Annotated in this window: 12 protein-coding genes; 5 read left to right on the top strand and 7 right to left on the bottom strand. The window is 72.3% G+C overall.

Annotated features, from left to right (window positions below):
* Positions 1–44: 44 nt before the first annotated feature.
* From BJ993_RS08750 to BJ993_RS08730, 5 genes are all read left to right on the top strand, one after another.
* Positions 45–1610, top strand: coding sequence for an MFS transporter (locus BJ993_RS08750; RefSeq protein ID WP_179648458.1), 1566 nt, complete (start codon positions 45–47; stop codon positions 1608–1610).
* Between the two features lies 1 nt (position 1611).
* Positions 1612–2316: an SDR family oxidoreductase gene (locus tag BJ993_RS08745; RefSeq protein ID WP_179648457.1), complete on the top strand. Its 705-nt coding sequence runs from the start codon at positions 1612–1614 to the stop codon at positions 2314–2316.
* Positions 2313–2795 carry a PaaI family thioesterase gene (locus tag BJ993_RS08740; RefSeq protein ID WP_179648456.1) on the top strand — a complete coding sequence of 161 codons (483 nt, stop codon included), beginning with the start codon at positions 2313–2315 and terminating at the stop codon, positions 2793–2795. Before BJ993_RS08745 ends, BJ993_RS08740 begins: the two co-directional genes overlap by 4 nt.
* Before the next feature lie 31 nt (positions 2796–2826).
* Entirely contained in the window at positions 2827–3666 is an 840-nt protein-coding gene (locus BJ993_RS08735; protein ID WP_179648455.1) for an MBL fold metallo-hydrolase, read from the top strand.
* A gap of 62 nt (positions 3667–3728) precedes the next feature.
* Positions 3729–5093 (top strand): hypothetical protein, encoded by a 1365-nt coding sequence (locus tag BJ993_RS08730; protein WP_179648454.1) that lies wholly within the window; start codon positions 3729–3731, stop codon positions 5091–5093.
* Between the two features lie 16 nt (positions 5094–5109).
* On the opposite strand, the gene BJ993_RS25355 is transcribed toward BJ993_RS08730, so the two are convergent.
* From BJ993_RS25355 to BJ993_RS08695, 7 genes are all read right to left on the bottom strand, one after another.
* Complete coding sequence (locus tag BJ993_RS25355) at positions 5110–6210, bottom strand: serine/threonine-protein kinase (RefSeq protein ID WP_218864650.1); 1101 nt, start codon at positions 6208–6210, stop codon at positions 5110–5112.
* A 149-nt stretch (positions 6211–6359) separates the two neighbouring features.
* A complete protein-coding gene (locus BJ993_RS08720; protein ID WP_179648453.1) occupies positions 6360–9758 on the bottom strand; it encodes a pyruvate carboxylase in 3399 nt (1132 codons plus the stop codon).
* Between the two features lie 52 nt (positions 9759–9810).
* Positions 9811–11058 carry a dihydrolipoyllysine-residue acetyltransferase gene (gene aceF / locus BJ993_RS08715; protein ID WP_179648452.1) on the bottom strand — a complete coding sequence of 416 codons (1248 nt, stop codon included), beginning with the start codon at positions 11056–11058 and terminating at the stop codon, positions 9811–9813.
* 23 nt (positions 11059–11081) lie between these two features.
* Complete coding sequence (aceE, locus tag BJ993_RS08710) at positions 11082–13775, bottom strand: pyruvate dehydrogenase (acetyl-transferring), homodimeric type (RefSeq protein ID WP_218864649.1); 2694 nt, start codon at positions 13773–13775, stop codon at positions 11082–11084.
* A 47-nt stretch (positions 13776–13822) separates the two neighbouring features.
* The gene (locus tag BJ993_RS08705) at positions 13823–14719 is read right to left on the bottom strand and encodes a LysR family transcriptional regulator (RefSeq protein WP_036549418.1); all 897 of its coding nucleotides are present in this window, start codon (positions 14717–14719) and stop codon (positions 13823–13825) included.
* A gap of 148 nt (positions 14720–14867) precedes the next feature.
* Positions 14868–15548: a lipoyl protein ligase domain-containing protein gene (locus BJ993_RS08700; RefSeq protein ID WP_051932684.1), complete on the bottom strand. Its 681-nt coding sequence runs from the start codon at positions 15546–15548 to the stop codon at positions 14868–14870.
* Between the two features lie 33 nt (positions 15549–15581).
* On the bottom strand, positions 15582–16364 hold the full coding sequence (locus BJ993_RS08695) for a DUF4261 domain-containing protein (RefSeq protein WP_179648451.1): 783 nt from the start codon (positions 16362–16364) through the stop codon (positions 15582–15584).
* Positions 16365–16385: the final 21 nt, after the last annotated feature.

Below are 16385 nucleotides of genomic sequence, written 5' to 3'. Positions count from 1 at the left end.
ACTTCTGGCTTTGCCTCTTGCAAGTCAGCATGTATGGTCTGGCTATGGTTTCCATTAGTCAGGATCGTGGTACGGCGGCGACGCCGCTCGTCCGGAACAGGTGGCCCAGCCTGTTCGTCGTCTGCATCGGCGTGATGATGACCTTCGTCAACGCCTCCTCCACGATCGGAGCGCTCGCGTCGATCCAGGACGACCTCCACGTCCCGGGCAGCTCGCTGGTGTGGGTCACCAGCGCCTTCGCGCTCGCGCTCGTGAGCCTGGTGATGTCGGCCGGGACCTTCGCCGAGCTCTACGGGCGTCGTCTCACCTACGTCTCGGGCGTCGCGATCTTCACCGGCGGGAGCCTGCTGGCGTTCCTGGCCGACAGCTCCGGCGTCCTGATCACCGCGCAGGCGGTCATGGGCGTCGGCGCGGCAGCGATCCTGCCCTCGGGCCTGGCGATCGTCAGCACCAGCTTCCACGACCCCCACGAGCGCACCGGCGCGATCAGCATCTGGGCCAGCTGCGCCGGCCTCGGGCTGGCCATCGGACCGCTGGTCGCCGGCGCGCTGCTCCGTGAGTTCTCCTGGCACAGCGTCTACCTGACCAACGTGCTCCTCGGCGTCGTCGCCGGAGGCCTCGCGCTCCTGGTGCTCGGCGAGAGCAAGCACCCCTCGCGCCAGCTGGACCCGCTCGGTGTCGTCCTGGGCACGGTCACGGTGGCGGCGGCGACGTACGCGGTCATCGAGGGCGGAGCGAGCGGCTACGGAGAGCCCCGCATCGTCGTGGCCTATGTCGTGACCGCGGTGGCCGGCGTCCTGTTCCTGCGCGTGGAGTCCACCCACCACGACCCGATGCTCGACCTGGGCCTGTTCCGGAGCGCGTCCTTCACCACCGTGATGCTGGTGGGCGCAGCGGCGATGTTCGGCTTCGTCGGGATCGCGCTGCTCAGCGTGCTGCACCTCCAGCGGGTCGCCGGGTACGACCCGCTCGGCGCCGGCGTCCGGCTGATGCCGATGATGCTCAGCTACGTCGTGCTCAGCGCCTTCGGTGCCCGGATCGTCCGGACCATCGGGTTCACGGTGACGCTGACGGCCGGCCTGCTGCTCATGGGTGCCGGCGCGCTGTCCCTGCTGTGGAACGGTGCGGACACCGGATATGCGCACATGTGGCCCGGACTGCTGCTGGCCGGCGTCGGAAGTGCGCTGCTCATCGCCCCGTCGACCGCGGCGGCCGTCAACAGCGTGGGCCCGCTGCAGGCCGGCATGGCATCGGCGACCGTGAACCTCTTCCGCCAGCTCGGCTCCATGCTCGGTCCCGCCGTCCTCGGGACGATCGCCACCAGCCGCTTCCCGTCCATCCTCGCCGAGAGCCTCGACGACAGGGGCGTCCCGCACGCCACCGCCGACGCGGTCGCCACGAGCATCAGCCACGGCCAGGCGCCGCACGCCGACGCGAACGCCCTGGCCCTGCTCCCGGGCGCCGTGCCCGACGCCTTCACCACGGCACTCCACGGAGGGCTCCTGGTCGGCGGCTTCGTCCTGCTCGCCATCGCCGTGCTGGCGGCGCTCTTCGTCCGCCACCAGCAGCCCACTGCCCCCGCCACACCCCTCGTCCCCGAAAGGAACTGACATGCCCACCCTCAACGGAGCCGTCGTGCTCGTCACCGGAGCCAACGGCGGCCTCGGCACCCACTTCGTCCACCAGGCGCTCGAGCGCGGTGCCGCCAAGGTGTACGCCGCGGCCCGCAACCCACGCGAGTGGGGCGACGACCGCATCACGCCGCTGGTCCTCGACGTCACCTCGCCGGAGTCCGTCGCGGTCGCGGCCGACATCGCCCGTGACGTGACGGTCGTGATCAACAACGCCGGGGCGTCCAACGGGTCCAGCGTCCTCGGCGACCTGTCCGCTGCGCGCGAGCTGTTCGAGGTGAACTTCTGGGGAGCGCTCGAGGTCACCAACGCCTTCACCCCGGCCCTGAGGTCGTCCGGCGGAACGCTGCTCAACGTGCTGTCCGTCCTGAGCTGGCTCGGCATCGGCGACGCCTACTCGGCCACGAAGGCCGCGCTCTGGCAGGCCACCAACACCCAGCGCATCAAGCTCGCCGCCGACGGCGTGCACGTCGCCGGCCTCCACCTGGGGTACGCCGACACCCCCATGACCCGTGGTGTGGACGCTCCCAAGCTCGATCCGGCCGACGTGGTCCGCTCGGCGTACGACGGCCTCGAGGCCGGCAGCCACGAGATCCTCGCCGACGAGCTCAGCCGCCAGGTGAAGGCGGGCCTGGCCGCCCCGGTCGAGGTGCTCTACCCCCAGCTCGCGCGGAGCGACGCATGAGCCGGGAGCGCACCTACGCCTGGGAGGACCCCAAGGTCTTCGCCGATGCCGCGGCCGGCCTGGCCGGACTGGACTTCCTCAACCTGATCGGCAGTGGCGAGCTGCCCGTCGTCCCGGCCGGTGCCACGACCAACGTCCTCCCCGTCGCCGTCGGCGACGGCTGGGCGGAGTTCGAGATGCAGCCCGAGGAGTGGCACTACAACCCGATCGGCTCCGTCCACGGCGGGATGATCGCCGGCCTCGCCGACTCGGCCCTCGGCTGCGCCGTCCACACGAAGCTCCCGGCCGGGGTCGGCTACACCTCCCTCGACCTGAACATCAGGTTCACCCGGGCCGCCAACCTCGACAGCGGCCTGCTCCGCTGCCGGGCGGAGGTCGTCACGATCGGGCGTCGTACCGCCACCGCCGAGGCGAGGGTCCTCGACGGCGACGGGCGGGTCGTCGCCCACGCATCCACGACCTGCCTCCTCCTCCGCTGACCCACCCGCCCCTCGACCGACGGAGCAACCCATGTTCGACAAGCTGTCCTACGACGTCTTCATCGCCGACCCCGTGCCCCAGGACGTCACCGACCTCGTGCCGAACGGCGACAAACGCATGTTCTCGCCACTCTCGATCACCCTGGTCTCGGGCGACCGGGACGCCGTCCTCGTCGACCCGCCGATGACGATCGCCCAGACCGCGGCCGTCGGCGACTGGGTCGAGTCCACCGGGAAGAACCTGACCCACATCTTCGTGACCCACGGCCACGGGGACCACTGGTTCGGCTCCGCCGAGCTCGCCGAGCGGTTCGGCGCCGAGGTGGTGGCGACCGCCGGGACGATCGAGCAGATGCACCGCAACCTCGCGATCCGCGAGTTCTTCTGGGATGCGCTCTTCCCCGGCCAGATCCCGGCGACCGACGTCGTGGCGACGGAGGTGGCCGGCGGCACGATCGGGCTCGAGGGTCACCTGCTCACCGTGGTCGACGTCGGACACACCGACACCGACGACACCAGCGTGCTCCACGTCCCGGACCTGGACCTGGTCGTCGCCGGCGACGTGATCTACAACGGCGTGCACCAGTTCCTCCGGGAGGCGCAGGGCGACGGCATCGGCGCGTGGCTGGACGCGATCGACACCGTCGAGTCGTTGCGCCCGCGGCTCGTCGTGGCCGGCCACAAGGACAAGGGCCTCGACGACGACGCGGAGCGGACGGTGCGCGAGACGAGGGAGTACCTCCTGGCGGCGAGGACGCTCCTGGCCGAGGAGACGACCGCCCTCGGCTTCTTCAACGCCATGCTCGACCGCTTCCCCACCCGGCTGAACCCGGGCGCGCTGTGGGGCGGGGCGACCGCGCTCTACCCCTGACGCGGTCGTCGGAGGCCGGGTTGCGTGGATTCGGGAGGGCGTCGCGCGGATAGGCTCGGCTCGTGCGCCGACCCGTCCCCGCCGCCCGCCATCTCCTGGCCGGCGCCTGCTGCCTGGCCTGGCTCACCGTCACGACCGGGTACGCCGCCGCGGCGGGCGCCGCTCCCGACCGGGTCGACGTCGGGGGTGAGGCGCTGGAGGGCGGCACGGGCAGCACCAACCCGGCCGAGCCCACGACGCTGGGGCCGGGGCTGTGGTCCGACACGCTCGGCGGCTCCGAGGCCCAGAACGTCCACCACTTCACCTACGACCGCCGGATCCGCGACAGCACGGTCCACATCGGCGTCATCGGCTCGCCGCCGAGCGCCGACTCCGACGCGCTGAAGGTCGACGTCGGCTACGTCGACGAGGACGGCAACCTCACCTCCTGCGCGAGCGACGACGACTCGATCACCTACGGCATCCCGCAGTCGGTGCTCGGCACCGCCGTGAGCATCGGCCAGACGGCCGCCGACTCCACCGACCGCCCGCCGTGCCTGACGGCCGCGACCCTCGAGATCGAGGTCAGCCGCGGCTCGAGCAGTGTCACGCAGGAGATGCCGGTCGCGATCAAGGTCGTCGAGGAGGCCGGGGTCAGCGACCCGCTCTCGCTGCCCGAGACGCCGGAGGCGGTCAGCTTCGACGTCCCGGACGCGGGCGACGCCGAGGACCTCGCGGGCGCGACGTCGTTCGACGAGGCGCCGGAGCTGGACTCCTCCGCCGACGGCGTCACCGTGTCCACGACCCTCCCGCAGGGCTCCGAGCAGCTGTGGCGGGTCGGGGTCGACTGGGGCCAGCAGGTCGTCGCCCGGGTCACCGCCGACCAGGCCGACGAGGCCGACTTCGAGGGCCGCTACTCCGGGGTGCCGGTCCGGGTGCGCCTGGTCGACCCCCGCCGCGAGGTCTACGCCCTGACCGACGAGGCCGCGAGCGACCAGAGCGCCGACGGGTCCTACCAGGTCGACGAGCCGGTCGACATCGTCGCCGGGAGCAACCCCCTGCAGTACCGCAACCGCTACGACGACGAGCTGCCCGTCGTACCTGGCGACTACTGGATCGCCGTGTCGGTCGGCCCGGTCGACCCCACCGCCGACCTCGACCCGCTCGACGTACCGGTCGAGCTGACCGTCGCCGTGACGGGGGAGCCGTCCGGGAAGCCGTCGTACCCGGGCGTCGTCACGTCTCCCGACGAGGGCGCGCAGATCGAGGGCTACTCGCCGGACGAGCCCTTCCTCGTCGCCGAGGACACCTTCTCGGCCGTCGCGTCGGGCAACCCGGTCTCCGGCGACGGCTGGTTCAGCACCCGCCGCTGGGCAGGCCTGGGCCTGGCCGCGGTCAGCGTGCTGTGCCTGGGCGCGGGGCTGGTCCGCCTGCGCGCCCGCCGCTGACCCGCACGGTCGACCGTCAGCCGAACAGCAGGAACAGCGCGACCAGCAGCCCGACGATCCCGACGCCGAGCAGCACGAACGCGTCGACGGGCGTTCGCGCCCCGCTCCGGTGCGGCGCCGGCACGTCGGGGCGCGTGGGCGTGACGAGGGGGGCGGTGGGCGGCGGCGGGGGCAGCGTCGACGTCGGCGGACGCGGCGCGGACGACGCGTGGCTCGGGGGCGGCGGCGGATGCGGCGCGGTCGGCAGGTTGGTGGCCGAGATGTCCGGCGTCGCGGGGTACTCGTCCGGCACGACGAGGTCGTCGGCCAGCGCCGGGTCGGCCCAGCGCGCGACCAGCGAGCGCAGCGCCGGGTGGCCCAGCAGCGCGGTCGCGCTCGGCCGCTGCCCCGGGTCGTACGACGTCGCGGCGGCCACGATGTCGAGGACCGCGTCGTGCTCGGGGTTGCCGTTGCGCAGCGGCCCGACGTCGACCGGGTCGGGCGCGCCCTCGCTGGAGGGCCGCTTCCCGGTGAGCATCTCCAGCACGACGATGCCGAGGGCGTAGATGTCGGCGCTCGGGTCGGGATCCGCGCCGTGGTACTGCTCCGGCGGCATGTAGCCGGGCGTCCCGATCACCATCGCGACGTGCGTCAGTCGCGGCTCGTCACTCGGCACCGCGATGCCGAAGTCGGTCAGCCGCAGGTGCGGCCTCCCCGCGCCGGTGGGCTCGAGGAGCAGGTTGCCCGGCTTGATGTCGCGGTGCACGATGCCGGCGAGGTGGACGGCCTCGAGCGCCTGGAGCGTCTGGTCGGTCAGCACCGCGATCCAGCGCGGCGGCAGGGTCCCGCCGTTGCGCTTCATCAGCCCCGACACCGACCCGCCGCGCACCAGCGGCATCGTGAAGAGCACCCGGTCGTCGACACCTGCCCACGACTGGGGCGTCACCACGTGGGTGTGGTCGATCCGCACCGACTGCTCGCGCACGAACCGCAGCAGCATCGCGGCATCCGTCTGGCGCAGCATCTTGGCCGCCTTGACGTCGCCGGCGGTCCGGTCGAGCACCCGCCACACCGTCCCCATGCCGCCCGCGGCAATGGGGTCGAGCAGCTCGTAGCGCCCTGCGAAGACCTCGCCCATGGCGGTGAGCCTATCCGTGTCCGGCCGCGCCCAATCCCGGCACGGGCCGGTCGGATCTGCCACGCACCTACCAGAATTGTCGGGAAACGGCCGTTGTGGCGACGATTCCGGTAGTTGCGTGGCTCACCAAGAGCCCCGCGTGCGAGAGCTCAGCCGAGCTCGAGCACCAGGTCGCCACCCTCGACGGGCTGCGTGCCGCTGATCGCGAGCCGCTTCACCACGCCGCCGACCGGTGCGGTGATGGAGGCCTCCATCTTCATCGCCTCGATCGTCGCGACCGTGTCGCCGGCCGCCACCTTGTCGCCGACCGCGACCGACGGGGTGACCGTGCCCTGGAACGGAGCGGCGACGTGGCCCTCGCGTGCGGGGTCGGCCTTCTCGGCGACGGGCACCTCGGCGGACACCGACCGGTCCCGCACGGAGACCGGGCGGAGCTGGCCGTTGATGGTGCACATGACCGTGCGGAAGCCGCGCTCGTCGGGCTCGCTGACCGCCTCGACGCCGAGCAGGAGGGTGACGCCCTCCTCGAGCTCGACCTCGTGCTCCTCGCCCTGGGACAGGCCGTAGAGGTAGTCGCGGGTCGGCAGGACCGACACGTCGCCGTACGCCTGGCGGGCCTCGTCGAAGGCCCGGGTGGGCGCGGGGAAGAGCAGCCGGTTGAGGGTACGACGACGCACCGATCGATCAGCGGTCTCCAACGCCGCGGCGTCCTCGTCGGACAGCACCGGCTCGGGCGCCGTCCACGACTTGCCGGCCAGGGCCTTCGAGCGGAACGGCTCGGGCCAGCCGCCGGGCGGGTCGCCGAGCTCGCCGTTGAGGAAGCCGACGACGGAGTCGGGGATGTCGAAGCGACCGGGGTCGGCCTCGAACGCGGCCGGGTCGGCGCCGGCGGCGACCAGGGACAGGGCGAGGTCGCCGATCACCTTCGACGACGGGGTCACCTTCGGGACATTGCCGAGGATCCGGTTGGCGGCGGCGTACATGTCCTCGACCTGCTCGAACTTCTCGCCGAGGCCGAGCGCGATCGCCTGCTGGCGCAGGTTGGAGAGCTGGCCGCCGGGGATCTCGTGCGTGTAGACGCGGCCGGTCGGGGCCGGCAGGCCGGACTCGAAGGGTGCGTAGAGCCGGCGGGTCGCCTCCCAGTAGGGCTCGAGGGCGTTGACGCCGTCGAGCGAGAGACCCGTGGTCCGCGGCGAGTGGTCGGTGGTGGCGACCAGCGCGGACAGGGCCGGCTGCGACGTCGTACCGGACATCGAGGCGCAGGCCGCGTCGACCGCGTCCACGCCGGCGTCGATCGCGGCGAGCAGGGTGGCGAGCTGGCCGCCGGGGGTGTCGTGCGTGTGCAGGTGCACCGGCAGGTCGAAGCGCTCGCGCAGCGCGGTGACCAGCGTCCGCGCGGCGGGGGCCCGGAGCAGGCCGGCCATGTCCTTGATCGCCAGCACGTGCGCCCCGGCGTCGACGATCTGCTCGGCCAGGCGCAGGTAGTAGTCGAGCGTGTAGAGCCTCTCGCCCGGCGAGGACAGGTCGCCGGTGTAGCAGAGCGCGACCTCGGCGACCGTCGTGCCGGTCGCGCGCACCGCGTCGATCGCGGGCCGCATCTGCGAGACGTCGTTGAGCGCGTCGAAGATCCGGAAGACGTCGATGCCGGTGGCGGCCGCCTCCTCGACGAAGGCCTCCGTCACCGCCGTCGGGTACGGCGTGTAGCCGACCGTGTTGCGCCCGCGGAGCAGCATCTGCAGGCAGATGTTGGGCACGGCCTCGCGCAGCGCGGCGAGCCGCTCCCACGGGTCCTCGGCGAGGAAGCGGAGCGCGACGTCGTAGGTCGCGCCACCCCACGCCTCCAGCGACCACAGCTCCGGCGTGAGCCGGGCGACGTGGTCGGCGACGCCGAGCAGGTCGATGGTGCGCACGCGGGTCGCGAGCAGCGACTGGTGGGCGTCGCGGAAGGTGGTGTCGGTGACCGCGACGCCGGTGCGGGCGCGCAGCTCGGCGGCGAAGGCCTCCGGGCCCACGGCGAGCAGCTGCTGGCGGGAGCCGTCCGGGACGGGGAGCGACAGGTCCAGCGCCGGCAGCTTGGACGCCGGGTCGACCGAGGCCCGCGCGGCGCCGTACGGCTTGTTGACGGTGACATCGGCGAGGAAGGCGAGCAGCTTGCTGCCGCGGTCGCCGGAGCCGCGGGCCTGGAGCAGCTGCGGGTGGGTCTCGATGAACGACGTCGTGACGCCGCCCGCGACGAAGTCGGGGTCCTCGAGGACGGCCTGCAGGAAGGGGATGTTCGTGGAGACGCCGCGGATGCGGAACTCCGCCACCGCCCGCCGCGCCTTCTCGGCGGCCTTCTCGAAGGTCCGGCCGCGACAGGTCAGCTTCGCGAGCATCGAGTCGAAGTGGGCGGAGACCTCGGCGCCGGTGTAGACGGTGCCGCCGTCGACGCGGACGCCGCCACCGCCGGGGGAGCGGTAGGTCGTGATGACGCCGGTGTCGGGACGGAAGCCGTTGGCGGGGTCCTCGGTGGTGATCCGGCACTGCAGTGCGGAGCCGCGCAGCACGATCTCGGACTGGGCCAGGCCGAGGTCGGCCAGGGTCTCGCCGGCCGCGATCCGCATCTGCGACTGCACGAGGTCGACGTCGGTGACCTCCTCGGTCACCGTGTGCTCGACCTGGATGCGGGGGTTCATCTCGATGAAGACGTAGTTGCCGGCGGGGTCGAGCAGGAACTCCACGGTGCCGGCGTTCTTGTAGCCGATCTCGCGCGCGAAGCGCACCGCGTCGGCGCACATCCGGTCGCGGATCTCCGGGTCCAGGTTGGGCGCCGGGGCGATCTCCACGACCTTCTGGTGGCGCCGCTGCACGGAGCAGTCCCGCTCGTAGAGGTGGATCGTGCCCTCGTCCGTGCCGGTGCCGTCGGCGAGGACCTGCACCTCGATGTGGCGCGGGTCGACGACGGCCTGCTCGATGAAGACGGTCGGGTCGCCGAAGGCCGCCTCCGCCTCGCGCATGCAGGTCTCGATCGCCTCGCGCAGCTGGGCCCGGTCGTCGACGCGACGCATGCCGCGGCCGCCGCCACCGGCGACGGCCTTGACGAAGAGCGGCGCCGGGATGGCCTCCGCCGCCGCGACGAGGGCGTCGACGTCGGTCGACGGGTCGACGCTCTGCAGGGTCGGTACGCCGGCCGCCTTGGCCGCCGCGATCGCGCGCGCCTTGTTGCCGGTCAGCTCCAGCACCGTCGAGTCCGGCCCGATGAAGGTGATGCCGGCCTCGGCACAGGCCTCGGCGAGCGCCGGGTTCTCCGAGAGGAAGCCGTAGCCGGGGTAGATCGCGTCCGCCCCGCAGGCCACCGCCGTCGCGACGATGGCCTCCGGGTCGAGGTAGGCCCGCACCGGGTGCCCCCGCTCACCGATCTCGTAGGCCTCGTCCGCCTTCAGCCGGTGCTCCGAGCCCCGGTCCTCGTGGGGGAAGACGGCGACCGTCCTGATCCCCAGCTCGTAGGCGGCGCGGAAGGCGCGGATCGCGATCTCGCCGCGGTTGGCGACAAGGACCTTGGTGAACATCGGTGCTCCTGGGGGTGGTCGGAACCTCGGTGTGGAACGGTCGGGCGGTACGTCAGAGGACCAGGCGGCGTACGTCGGCGGCAAGGTGTGCCAGGTGCGCCGTGAAGCGGGCCGCGAGGGCGCCATCGATCACGCGGTGGTCGTACGAGAGGCACAGTGGCAGCATCAGGCGCGGAACGAAAGCCTCTCCGTCCCAGACCGGAGCCATCTTCGAGCGTACGACGCCGAGGATGGCCACCTCGGGCGCGTTGACGATCGGCGTGAAGTGGGTGCCGCCGATGCCGCCCAGGCTGCTGATCGTGAAGGTCGCGCCCTGCATGTCCGACGCGCTGAGCTTGCCGTCGCGCGCCTTCGCCGACAGCTCGCCGAGGTCGCGGCTGAGCTCGCCGATGCCCTTGCGGTCGACGTCCTTGACCACGGGTACGACCAGGCCGTCAGGGGTGTCGACGGCGACGCCGATGTTGACGTAGTCCTTGAGGACGAGGTCCTCGCCCGACAGCGAGCTGTTGAGCTCGGGGTACTTCCGCAGCGCCGACGCCGAGGCCTTCAGCAGGAAGCTGAGCAGCGTGACCCGGTAGCCCTCGGCCTTCGCGGCCGCGTCGAGCTCGCGGCGGTAGGCGTCGAGCTCGGTGATGTCGGCCTCGTCGGCGTGGGTCACGTGCGGGACGTTGAGCCACGAGCGGTGCAGGTGCGGGCCCGACAGCTTCTTGATCCGCGAGAGCGGGACGGTGCGGACCGGGCCGAACTTCGAGAAGTCGACCTCGGGGATCGGCGGGATGCCGGTGCCGCCGGCCGCATTCGCCGGGGCGAGGGACTTCTCGTAGTGCCCGAGCAGGTCCTGCTTGGTGATCCGGCCCTTCGGGCCGGAGCCGGACACGGCGGCCAGGTCGACCTCGAGCTCGGTCGCGAGGCGGCGTACCAGCGGGGTGGCCCGGACGTTGCCGGAGGCGGAGACGGTGGTCGGCTCGGGCGTCGACGTCTCGGGGTCTCGTGACGGTTGCTGCGCAACCTCCTCGACCACCGGGGTGGCGGTCTCCTCGACCACCGGGGCCGGGGCGGGCTCCGCGGCACCGGCGACCTCGGCGATCGCGATGACACTGCCCTGGCTGACCTTGTCGCCGATGGCGACGGACAGGGACACGATCGTCCCGTCGACGGGCGAGGGCACCTCCATCGTGGCCTTGTCGGTCTCGAGGGTGATGAGCGGGTCCTCGGCGCGTACCTCCGTGCCCGGGGTGACGAGCACCTCGATCACGGGTACGTCGGTGAAGTCGCCGATGTCGGGAACGCGAATCTCCATGGGGCTCTCCACTGTTGCTGTCCTCACGCGTGGGCCGGGTCGGGCCGGTCGGGGTCGATGCCGTACTTCTCGATCGCCTGGGCGACCACGTCGCCGGGGACGGTGCCCTCGGCAGCCAGGCTGCTGAGCGCCGCGACGACGACGTGGTGGCGGTCCACCTCGAAGTGGTGGCGCAGGTTGCGCCGGTAGTCGGAGCGGCCGAAGCCGTCGGTGCCCAGCACCGTGTAGCGGCCCGGCACGAACGGGCGGATCTGGTCGGCGTACGACTTCATGTAGTCGGTGGCCGCGACGACCGGCACCGGCTTCGCGCCCAGGCACTGCTCGACGTACGACGTCCGCTGCTCCTCGAGCGGGTGGAGCATGTTCCAGCGCTCGGTCGCCAGCCCGTCGCGGCGCAGCTCGGTGAAGCTGGGCGCACTCCAGACGTCGGCCTTGATGCCGAAGTCGGCGGCGAGCAGGTCCGCGGCGGCCACGACCTCGTTGAGGATGGTGCCGGAGCCGAGCAGGTTGACCTTCGCGTTGCCGCGGCCCTTGCCGGCCTTGAGGCGGTAGAGCCCCTTGAGGATGCCCTCCTCGACGCCCTCCGGCATGGCCGGGTGCTCGTAGTTCTCGTTCATGAGCGTGAGGTAGTAGAAGACGTCCTCCTGCTCGACGTACATCCGGCGCAGGCCGTCGGCGACGATGACCGCCAGCTCGTAGGCGTAGGTCGGGTCGTAGGAGACGCAGTTCGGGATCATCGCGGCCTGGAGGTGGCTGTGGCCGTCCTCGTGCTGCAGGCCCTCGCCGTTGAGCGTGGTCCGGCCGGCGGTGCCGCCGAGGAGGAAGCCCCGCGCCCGCATGTCGCCGGCGGCCCAGGCGAGGTCGCCGATCCGCTGGAACCCGAACATCGAGTAGTAGATGTAGAACGGGATCATCGGGGTGTCGTTGGTGGAGTACGACGTCGCGGCGGCGATCCACGACGACATGGCGCCGGCCTCGTTGATGCCCTCCTGGAGGATCTGCCCGCTGGCGTCCTCCTTGTAGAACATCAGCTGGTCGGCGTCCTCCGGCGTGTAGAGCTGGCCGCTCTGCGCCCAGATCCCCACCTGGCGGAAGAGGCCCTCCATGCCGAAGGTGCGCGCCTCGTCGGGGACGATCGGGACGACCCGCTTGCCGACCTCCTTGTCGCGCAGCAGCTTCGTCAGGATCTGGACGAACGCCATCGTCGTCGAAATTGCACGGCCGTTCGAGCCGGCGGTCTGGCCGAGCGCCTCGACGCCCGGGACCTCCAGCGCGGTGGACTTCTGCCGACGCTGCGGCAGGTAGCCGCCGAGCTCCTTGCGTCGGGCGTGGAGGTAGGTGTGCTCCTCCGAGCCCTCCGCGAAGGACAGGTAGGGCAGGTCGAGCAGCTGCTCGTCGCCGATCGGGATGGAGAAGCGGTCGCGGAAGGCGCGCAGCGCGGGCTCGGCGACCTTCTTGGCCTGGTGGCTGATGTTCATCGCCTCGCCGGCCGCGCCGAGGCCGTAGCCCTTGACGGTCTTCGCGAGTACGACGGTGGGCGAGCCGGCGTGGGCGTTCGCGGCCGCGTAGGCGGCGTACACCTTCTGCGGGTCGTGGCCACCGCGGGTCAGGCGCCAGATCTCGTCGTCGCTCCAGTCCTTGACCATCTCCTTGAGCACCGGGTCGGTGCCGAAGAAGTGCTCGCGGACGTAGCCGCCGTCCTTGGACTTGAAGGTCTGGTACTCGCCGTCGACGCACTCCATCATCCGGCGCTTGAGCGCACCGGTGGTGTCCTGGGCGAGCAGCTGGTCCCAGCCGGAGCCCCAGATCAGCTTGACGACATTCCAGCCGGCGCCGCGGAAGACGCCCTCGAGCTCCTGGATGATCTTGCCGTTGCCGCGCACCGGGCCGTCGAGGCGCTGCAGGTTGCAGTTGACGACGAAGACGAGGTTGTCGAGCTTCTCCCGCGCCGCCATCGAGATCGCGCCGAGCGACTCCGGCTCGTCGGTCTCGCCGTCGCCGAGGAAGGCCCACACCTTGCGGCCGGCGGTGTTGGCCAGGCCGCGCGCGTGGAGGTACTTGAGGAAGCGCGCCTGGTAGATCGCCATCAGCGGGCCCAGGCCCATGGAGACGGTCGGGAACTGCCAGAAGTCGGGCATCAGCCAGGGGTGCGGGTACGACGACAGCCCCTTGCCGCCGGTCTCCTGGCGGAAGTTGTCGAGCTGCGCCTCGGTGAGCCGGCCCTCGAGGAACGCCCGGGCGTAGATGCCGGGGGAGAGGTGGCCCTGCACGTAGACGAGGTCGCCGCCGTGCTCCTTGCCGGGCTCGTCGGTCGCGGCGTGCCAGAAGTGCTGGAAGCCGACGTCGTAGAGCGTCGCGGCGGACTGGAAGCTGGCGAGGTGGCCGCCGAGCTCGGTCGAGTCCTTGTTGGCGCGCAGCACCATGGCCAGCGCGTTCCAGCGGATCGCGGAGCGGATCCGGTGCTCCACGGCGCGGTCGCCCGGGTGGGTCGGCTCGTCCTCGGGGGCGACGGTGTTGACGTAGGGGGTCGTGGCGACGAACGGGACCCGCGAGCCGAGTCGCTGCGCCTCCTCCATGACCTGGTCGAGGAGGAACTTCGTGCGCTCCTCGCCCTCGAACTCCAGGACGGCGGCGAGGGCGTCGCGCCACTCCTGGGTCTCGGCGGGGTCGATGTCCGGCATCCGTGTCCTCCGGTCGGTGGTGATGGGCGTCACCATCGTGCGTGAGGATCCGGAATGCGTCCAATGCCTAGTTCTGACTCAAATCATGCGTCTGTGACATGGATCTTCCGGCTGGTCCGGAGCGCGTGCTCACGGAAGTGCTCGGACGCCGGCGGCAGCCGCCGGTCCTTGACCCAGGCCAGGCCGATCTCGCGGGAGGCGTTGACGTCGGTGACCTTCAACGAGGGCGCGGTCGCGGCGGCGCTGCCGCGCAGCTCGGGCAGCAGGGCCACCCCGAGGCCCGCCGAGACGAGGCCGCGGATCGTCTCGACCTCCTCGCCCTCGAACCCGATCCGCGGCTCGAAGCCGACCTGCCCGCACAGGTCCTCGGTCACCGCGCGCAGGCTGAAGCCCGGCTTCAGCACGATGAACTGCTCGTCCGCGACATCCGCCAGCCGCGCCGTACGACGGGTGGCGAGCCGGTGGTCCGGCGGGACCACCAGCCGCAGCGGCTCCAGGAAGAGCCGCCGGCCCTCCAGCGGCGCGAGCTGCGGGCGGTCGCCGGTGACCGCCAGGTCGACCACGCCGTTGAGCAGGTCGTCGACGAGGCCGGCGTCGCCGTGCTGGCGCAGGTCGAAGCGGACGTTCGGCCGCTGCGTGCGGAACTCCCGGATCAGCTCCGGGACCAGCCACGTGCCCAGCGTGTGCAGGAAGGCCAGCGGCACGAACCCGCCGTCCGGGGCCGTGGCGTCCTGCACCGAGCGGACCCCGCGCTCGTAGGCGTCGAGGGTGTCCCGGGCGTGCCGCACCAGCTCCCGCCCGGCCGGGGTGAGGACGAGGCCGCGGCCGACGCGCTGCAGCAGCGGCGTACCCACGTCCCGCTCGAGGCGGGCCAGCGCCCGCGACACCGCCGGCTGCGTGCGGTGCGCGCGCTCGGCCGTCTCGGTGACGGTCTGCCCGTCGGCGACCGCGAGGAATGCACGGATGGTGTCGAGGTCCACCCATCCATGTTGTCAGCGCATGGGTCGTCAGGCGAGGGGCACTTTCCCTGCTGGTCGAGCGTGGTCGGTTGCACGGGGTCGCCGCCGATGACGTCATACGAATCGAGCGTCATCGCGCACGGTTCGCATGACGTCCCCTCGCGCGCGGCTACTCGACCGGCGTGCGCCCGGACCCGAGCAGCTCGGCGACGATCGCGGCGCGGAGCGCGTCGAGGTGGTCGCCCACGCCCGTGGCGCGGGTGGCGAGGTCCGCGGCCGCGGCGGTCCGGTCGGCGTCGGAGAGGTCGAGCAGGTCGAGGACGTCGTGCGCGTCCCACCGGTCGTAGGCGATGCACTGGAAGCGCGCCCCGGCGCGGGTGCGGCGCTGGGAGATGCCGACGAGCTTGCGGTCGCCGACCAGCACCTCGCCGGGCCCGAGCGCCGCGAAGCAGACCAGCCGTCCCCACGGCGTCTGCTCCAGGCCGCCGCGGTAGAGGCGGGTGTCGATCCCGAGCGAGGCGAGCGCGCGCTGCCAGGCTTCGCCCAGCCAGTACGTCGCCTCCCGCACGTCGTCGCTCCACCGCTCGTCGTGGGGCGGCAGCACGACGTCCACCCACACGCAGCGCGCCGGGTCGACGTACACCGCCCCACCGCCGCTGCGCCGCTTGGCGACGGCGATGCCGGCCCGCTCGGCGGCGGCGAGGTCGGCGATCGACTCCTGCTGCGCGCTCCCGAGCACGAGGCCGCGGCCGGGCGGCCGGTAGGACCAGGCCTCGGCCTCCGGCAGGTCGTCGGGGATCGGGCGGGCGTGGAAGTCCGCGATCGACCCGGTGAGCTCGAGCAGCCGCATGGGCGGATTGTGCCGCAGGCTCGTGGCGGCGGGTCAGGCGCGCCGGAACAGGCCGCGCCTGCGCGGGCTCGCACCGGGCTCGAGGCGCAGCACGGTCACGCCGGGGTCGTACGCCGACGGGGCGTGCCGGACGACGATCTGCTCCCGGGCGCTGCCGCCGACGGTGTCGCCGTCGGCGATCACCCCGCCGTCGGCGAGCTGGTACTGCGCCAGCCCGTGGAGCTGCTCGAGCGTCTCGCCCGCGTCGCGGCCGGTCGACGGGATCTCCACGTCCATCAGGCCGAGGGCGCCGAGCCCGCGGGTGTGGCCCGTCAGGTGCCCGTCGGGGTGGGCGTCGACGTTGCACGCGACCCACGTGAGCATCAGCGAGGAGGGTTGCCCGTCGAGGGCGAGCTCACGGAAGGCGGCCGGCAGGACCACGTGGTCGGCCGGCGCCCACAGCACGGCGCGGATCGTCGGGTCGAGCGCGACCATCGACGCGACGGCCTTCGTGAGCAGCGCGGCGCCGGCCCGGCCGGCGTCGGTGGGGAAGGTCGTCACCAGTGTGTGGCGGGTGTGGTCGAGCGGCGGCGGGACGGTCGGCGGCCAGAGCCGGCTGTGGGCGCAGTACGCCGTGAGGTCGTCCGGGTAGGGCGCGTCGATCGTGGACCACAGGACCGAGAGGCCGTCGTAGGCGAGCGAGCCGTCGCTCGGCACCAGCCGCGCGTTGTCGAGGTCGCGCCAGTCGGTCAGCAGCCGCACGGCGAGCGCCGTGCTGCTGATCCGCTCCCGGTCGGGCTCGGGGGCGTCCTGGACGAGGACCGCGAGCAATGTCATGGTCCGACCCTAGGCCCGAAC

The organism is Nocardioides aromaticivorans, assembly GCF_013408525.1.
GTDB classification, from domain to species: Bacteria; Actinomycetota; Actinomycetes; order Propionibacteriales; family Nocardioidaceae; genus Nocardioides; species Nocardioides aromaticivorans.
The sequence above is the reverse complement of the archived record's forward strand: the minus strand, read 5'-3'. Positions and strand labels throughout refer to the sequence as shown.

Excerpts from the sequence above, each read along its gene's own strand:
- BJ993_RS08700 (WP_051932684.1), bottom strand. The coding sequence starts at position 15,548 with ATGCGGCTGCTCGAGCTCACCGGGTCGATCGCGGACTTCCACGCCCGC.
- BJ993_RS08740 (WP_179648456.1), top strand. The coding sequence starts at position 2,313 with ATGAGCCGGGAGCGCACCTACGCCTGGGAGGACCCCAAGGTCTTCGCC.
- BJ993_RS08735 (WP_179648455.1), top strand. The coding sequence starts at position 2,827 with ATGTTCGACAAGCTGTCCTACGACGTCTTCATCGCCGACCCCGTGCCC.
- BJ993_RS08745 (WP_179648457.1), top strand. The coding sequence starts at position 1,612 with ATGCCCACCCTCAACGGAGCCGTCGTGCTCGTCACCGGAGCCAACGGC.
- BJ993_RS25355 (WP_218864650.1), bottom strand. The coding sequence starts at position 6,210 with ATGGGCGAGGTCTTCGCAGGGCGCTACGAGCTGCTCGACCCCATTGCC.
- BJ993_RS08695 (WP_179648451.1), bottom strand. The coding sequence starts at position 16,364 with ATGACATTGCTCGCGGTCCTCGTCCAGGACGCCCCCGAGCCCGACCGG.
- BJ993_RS08750 (WP_179648458.1), top strand. The coding sequence starts at position 45 with ATGGTTTCCATTAGTCAGGATCGTGGTACGGCGGCGACGCCGCTCGTC.
- aceF (WP_179648452.1), bottom strand. The coding sequence starts at position 11,058 with ATGGAGATTCGCGTTCCCGACATCGGCGACTTCACCGACGTACCCGTG.
- BJ993_RS08720 (WP_179648453.1), bottom strand. The coding sequence starts at position 9,758 with ATGTTCACCAAGGTCCTTGTCGCCAACCGCGGCGAGATCGCGATCCGC.
- aceE (WP_218864649.1), bottom strand. The coding sequence starts at position 13,775 with ATGGTGACGCCCATCACCACCGACCGGAGGACACGGATGCCGGACATC.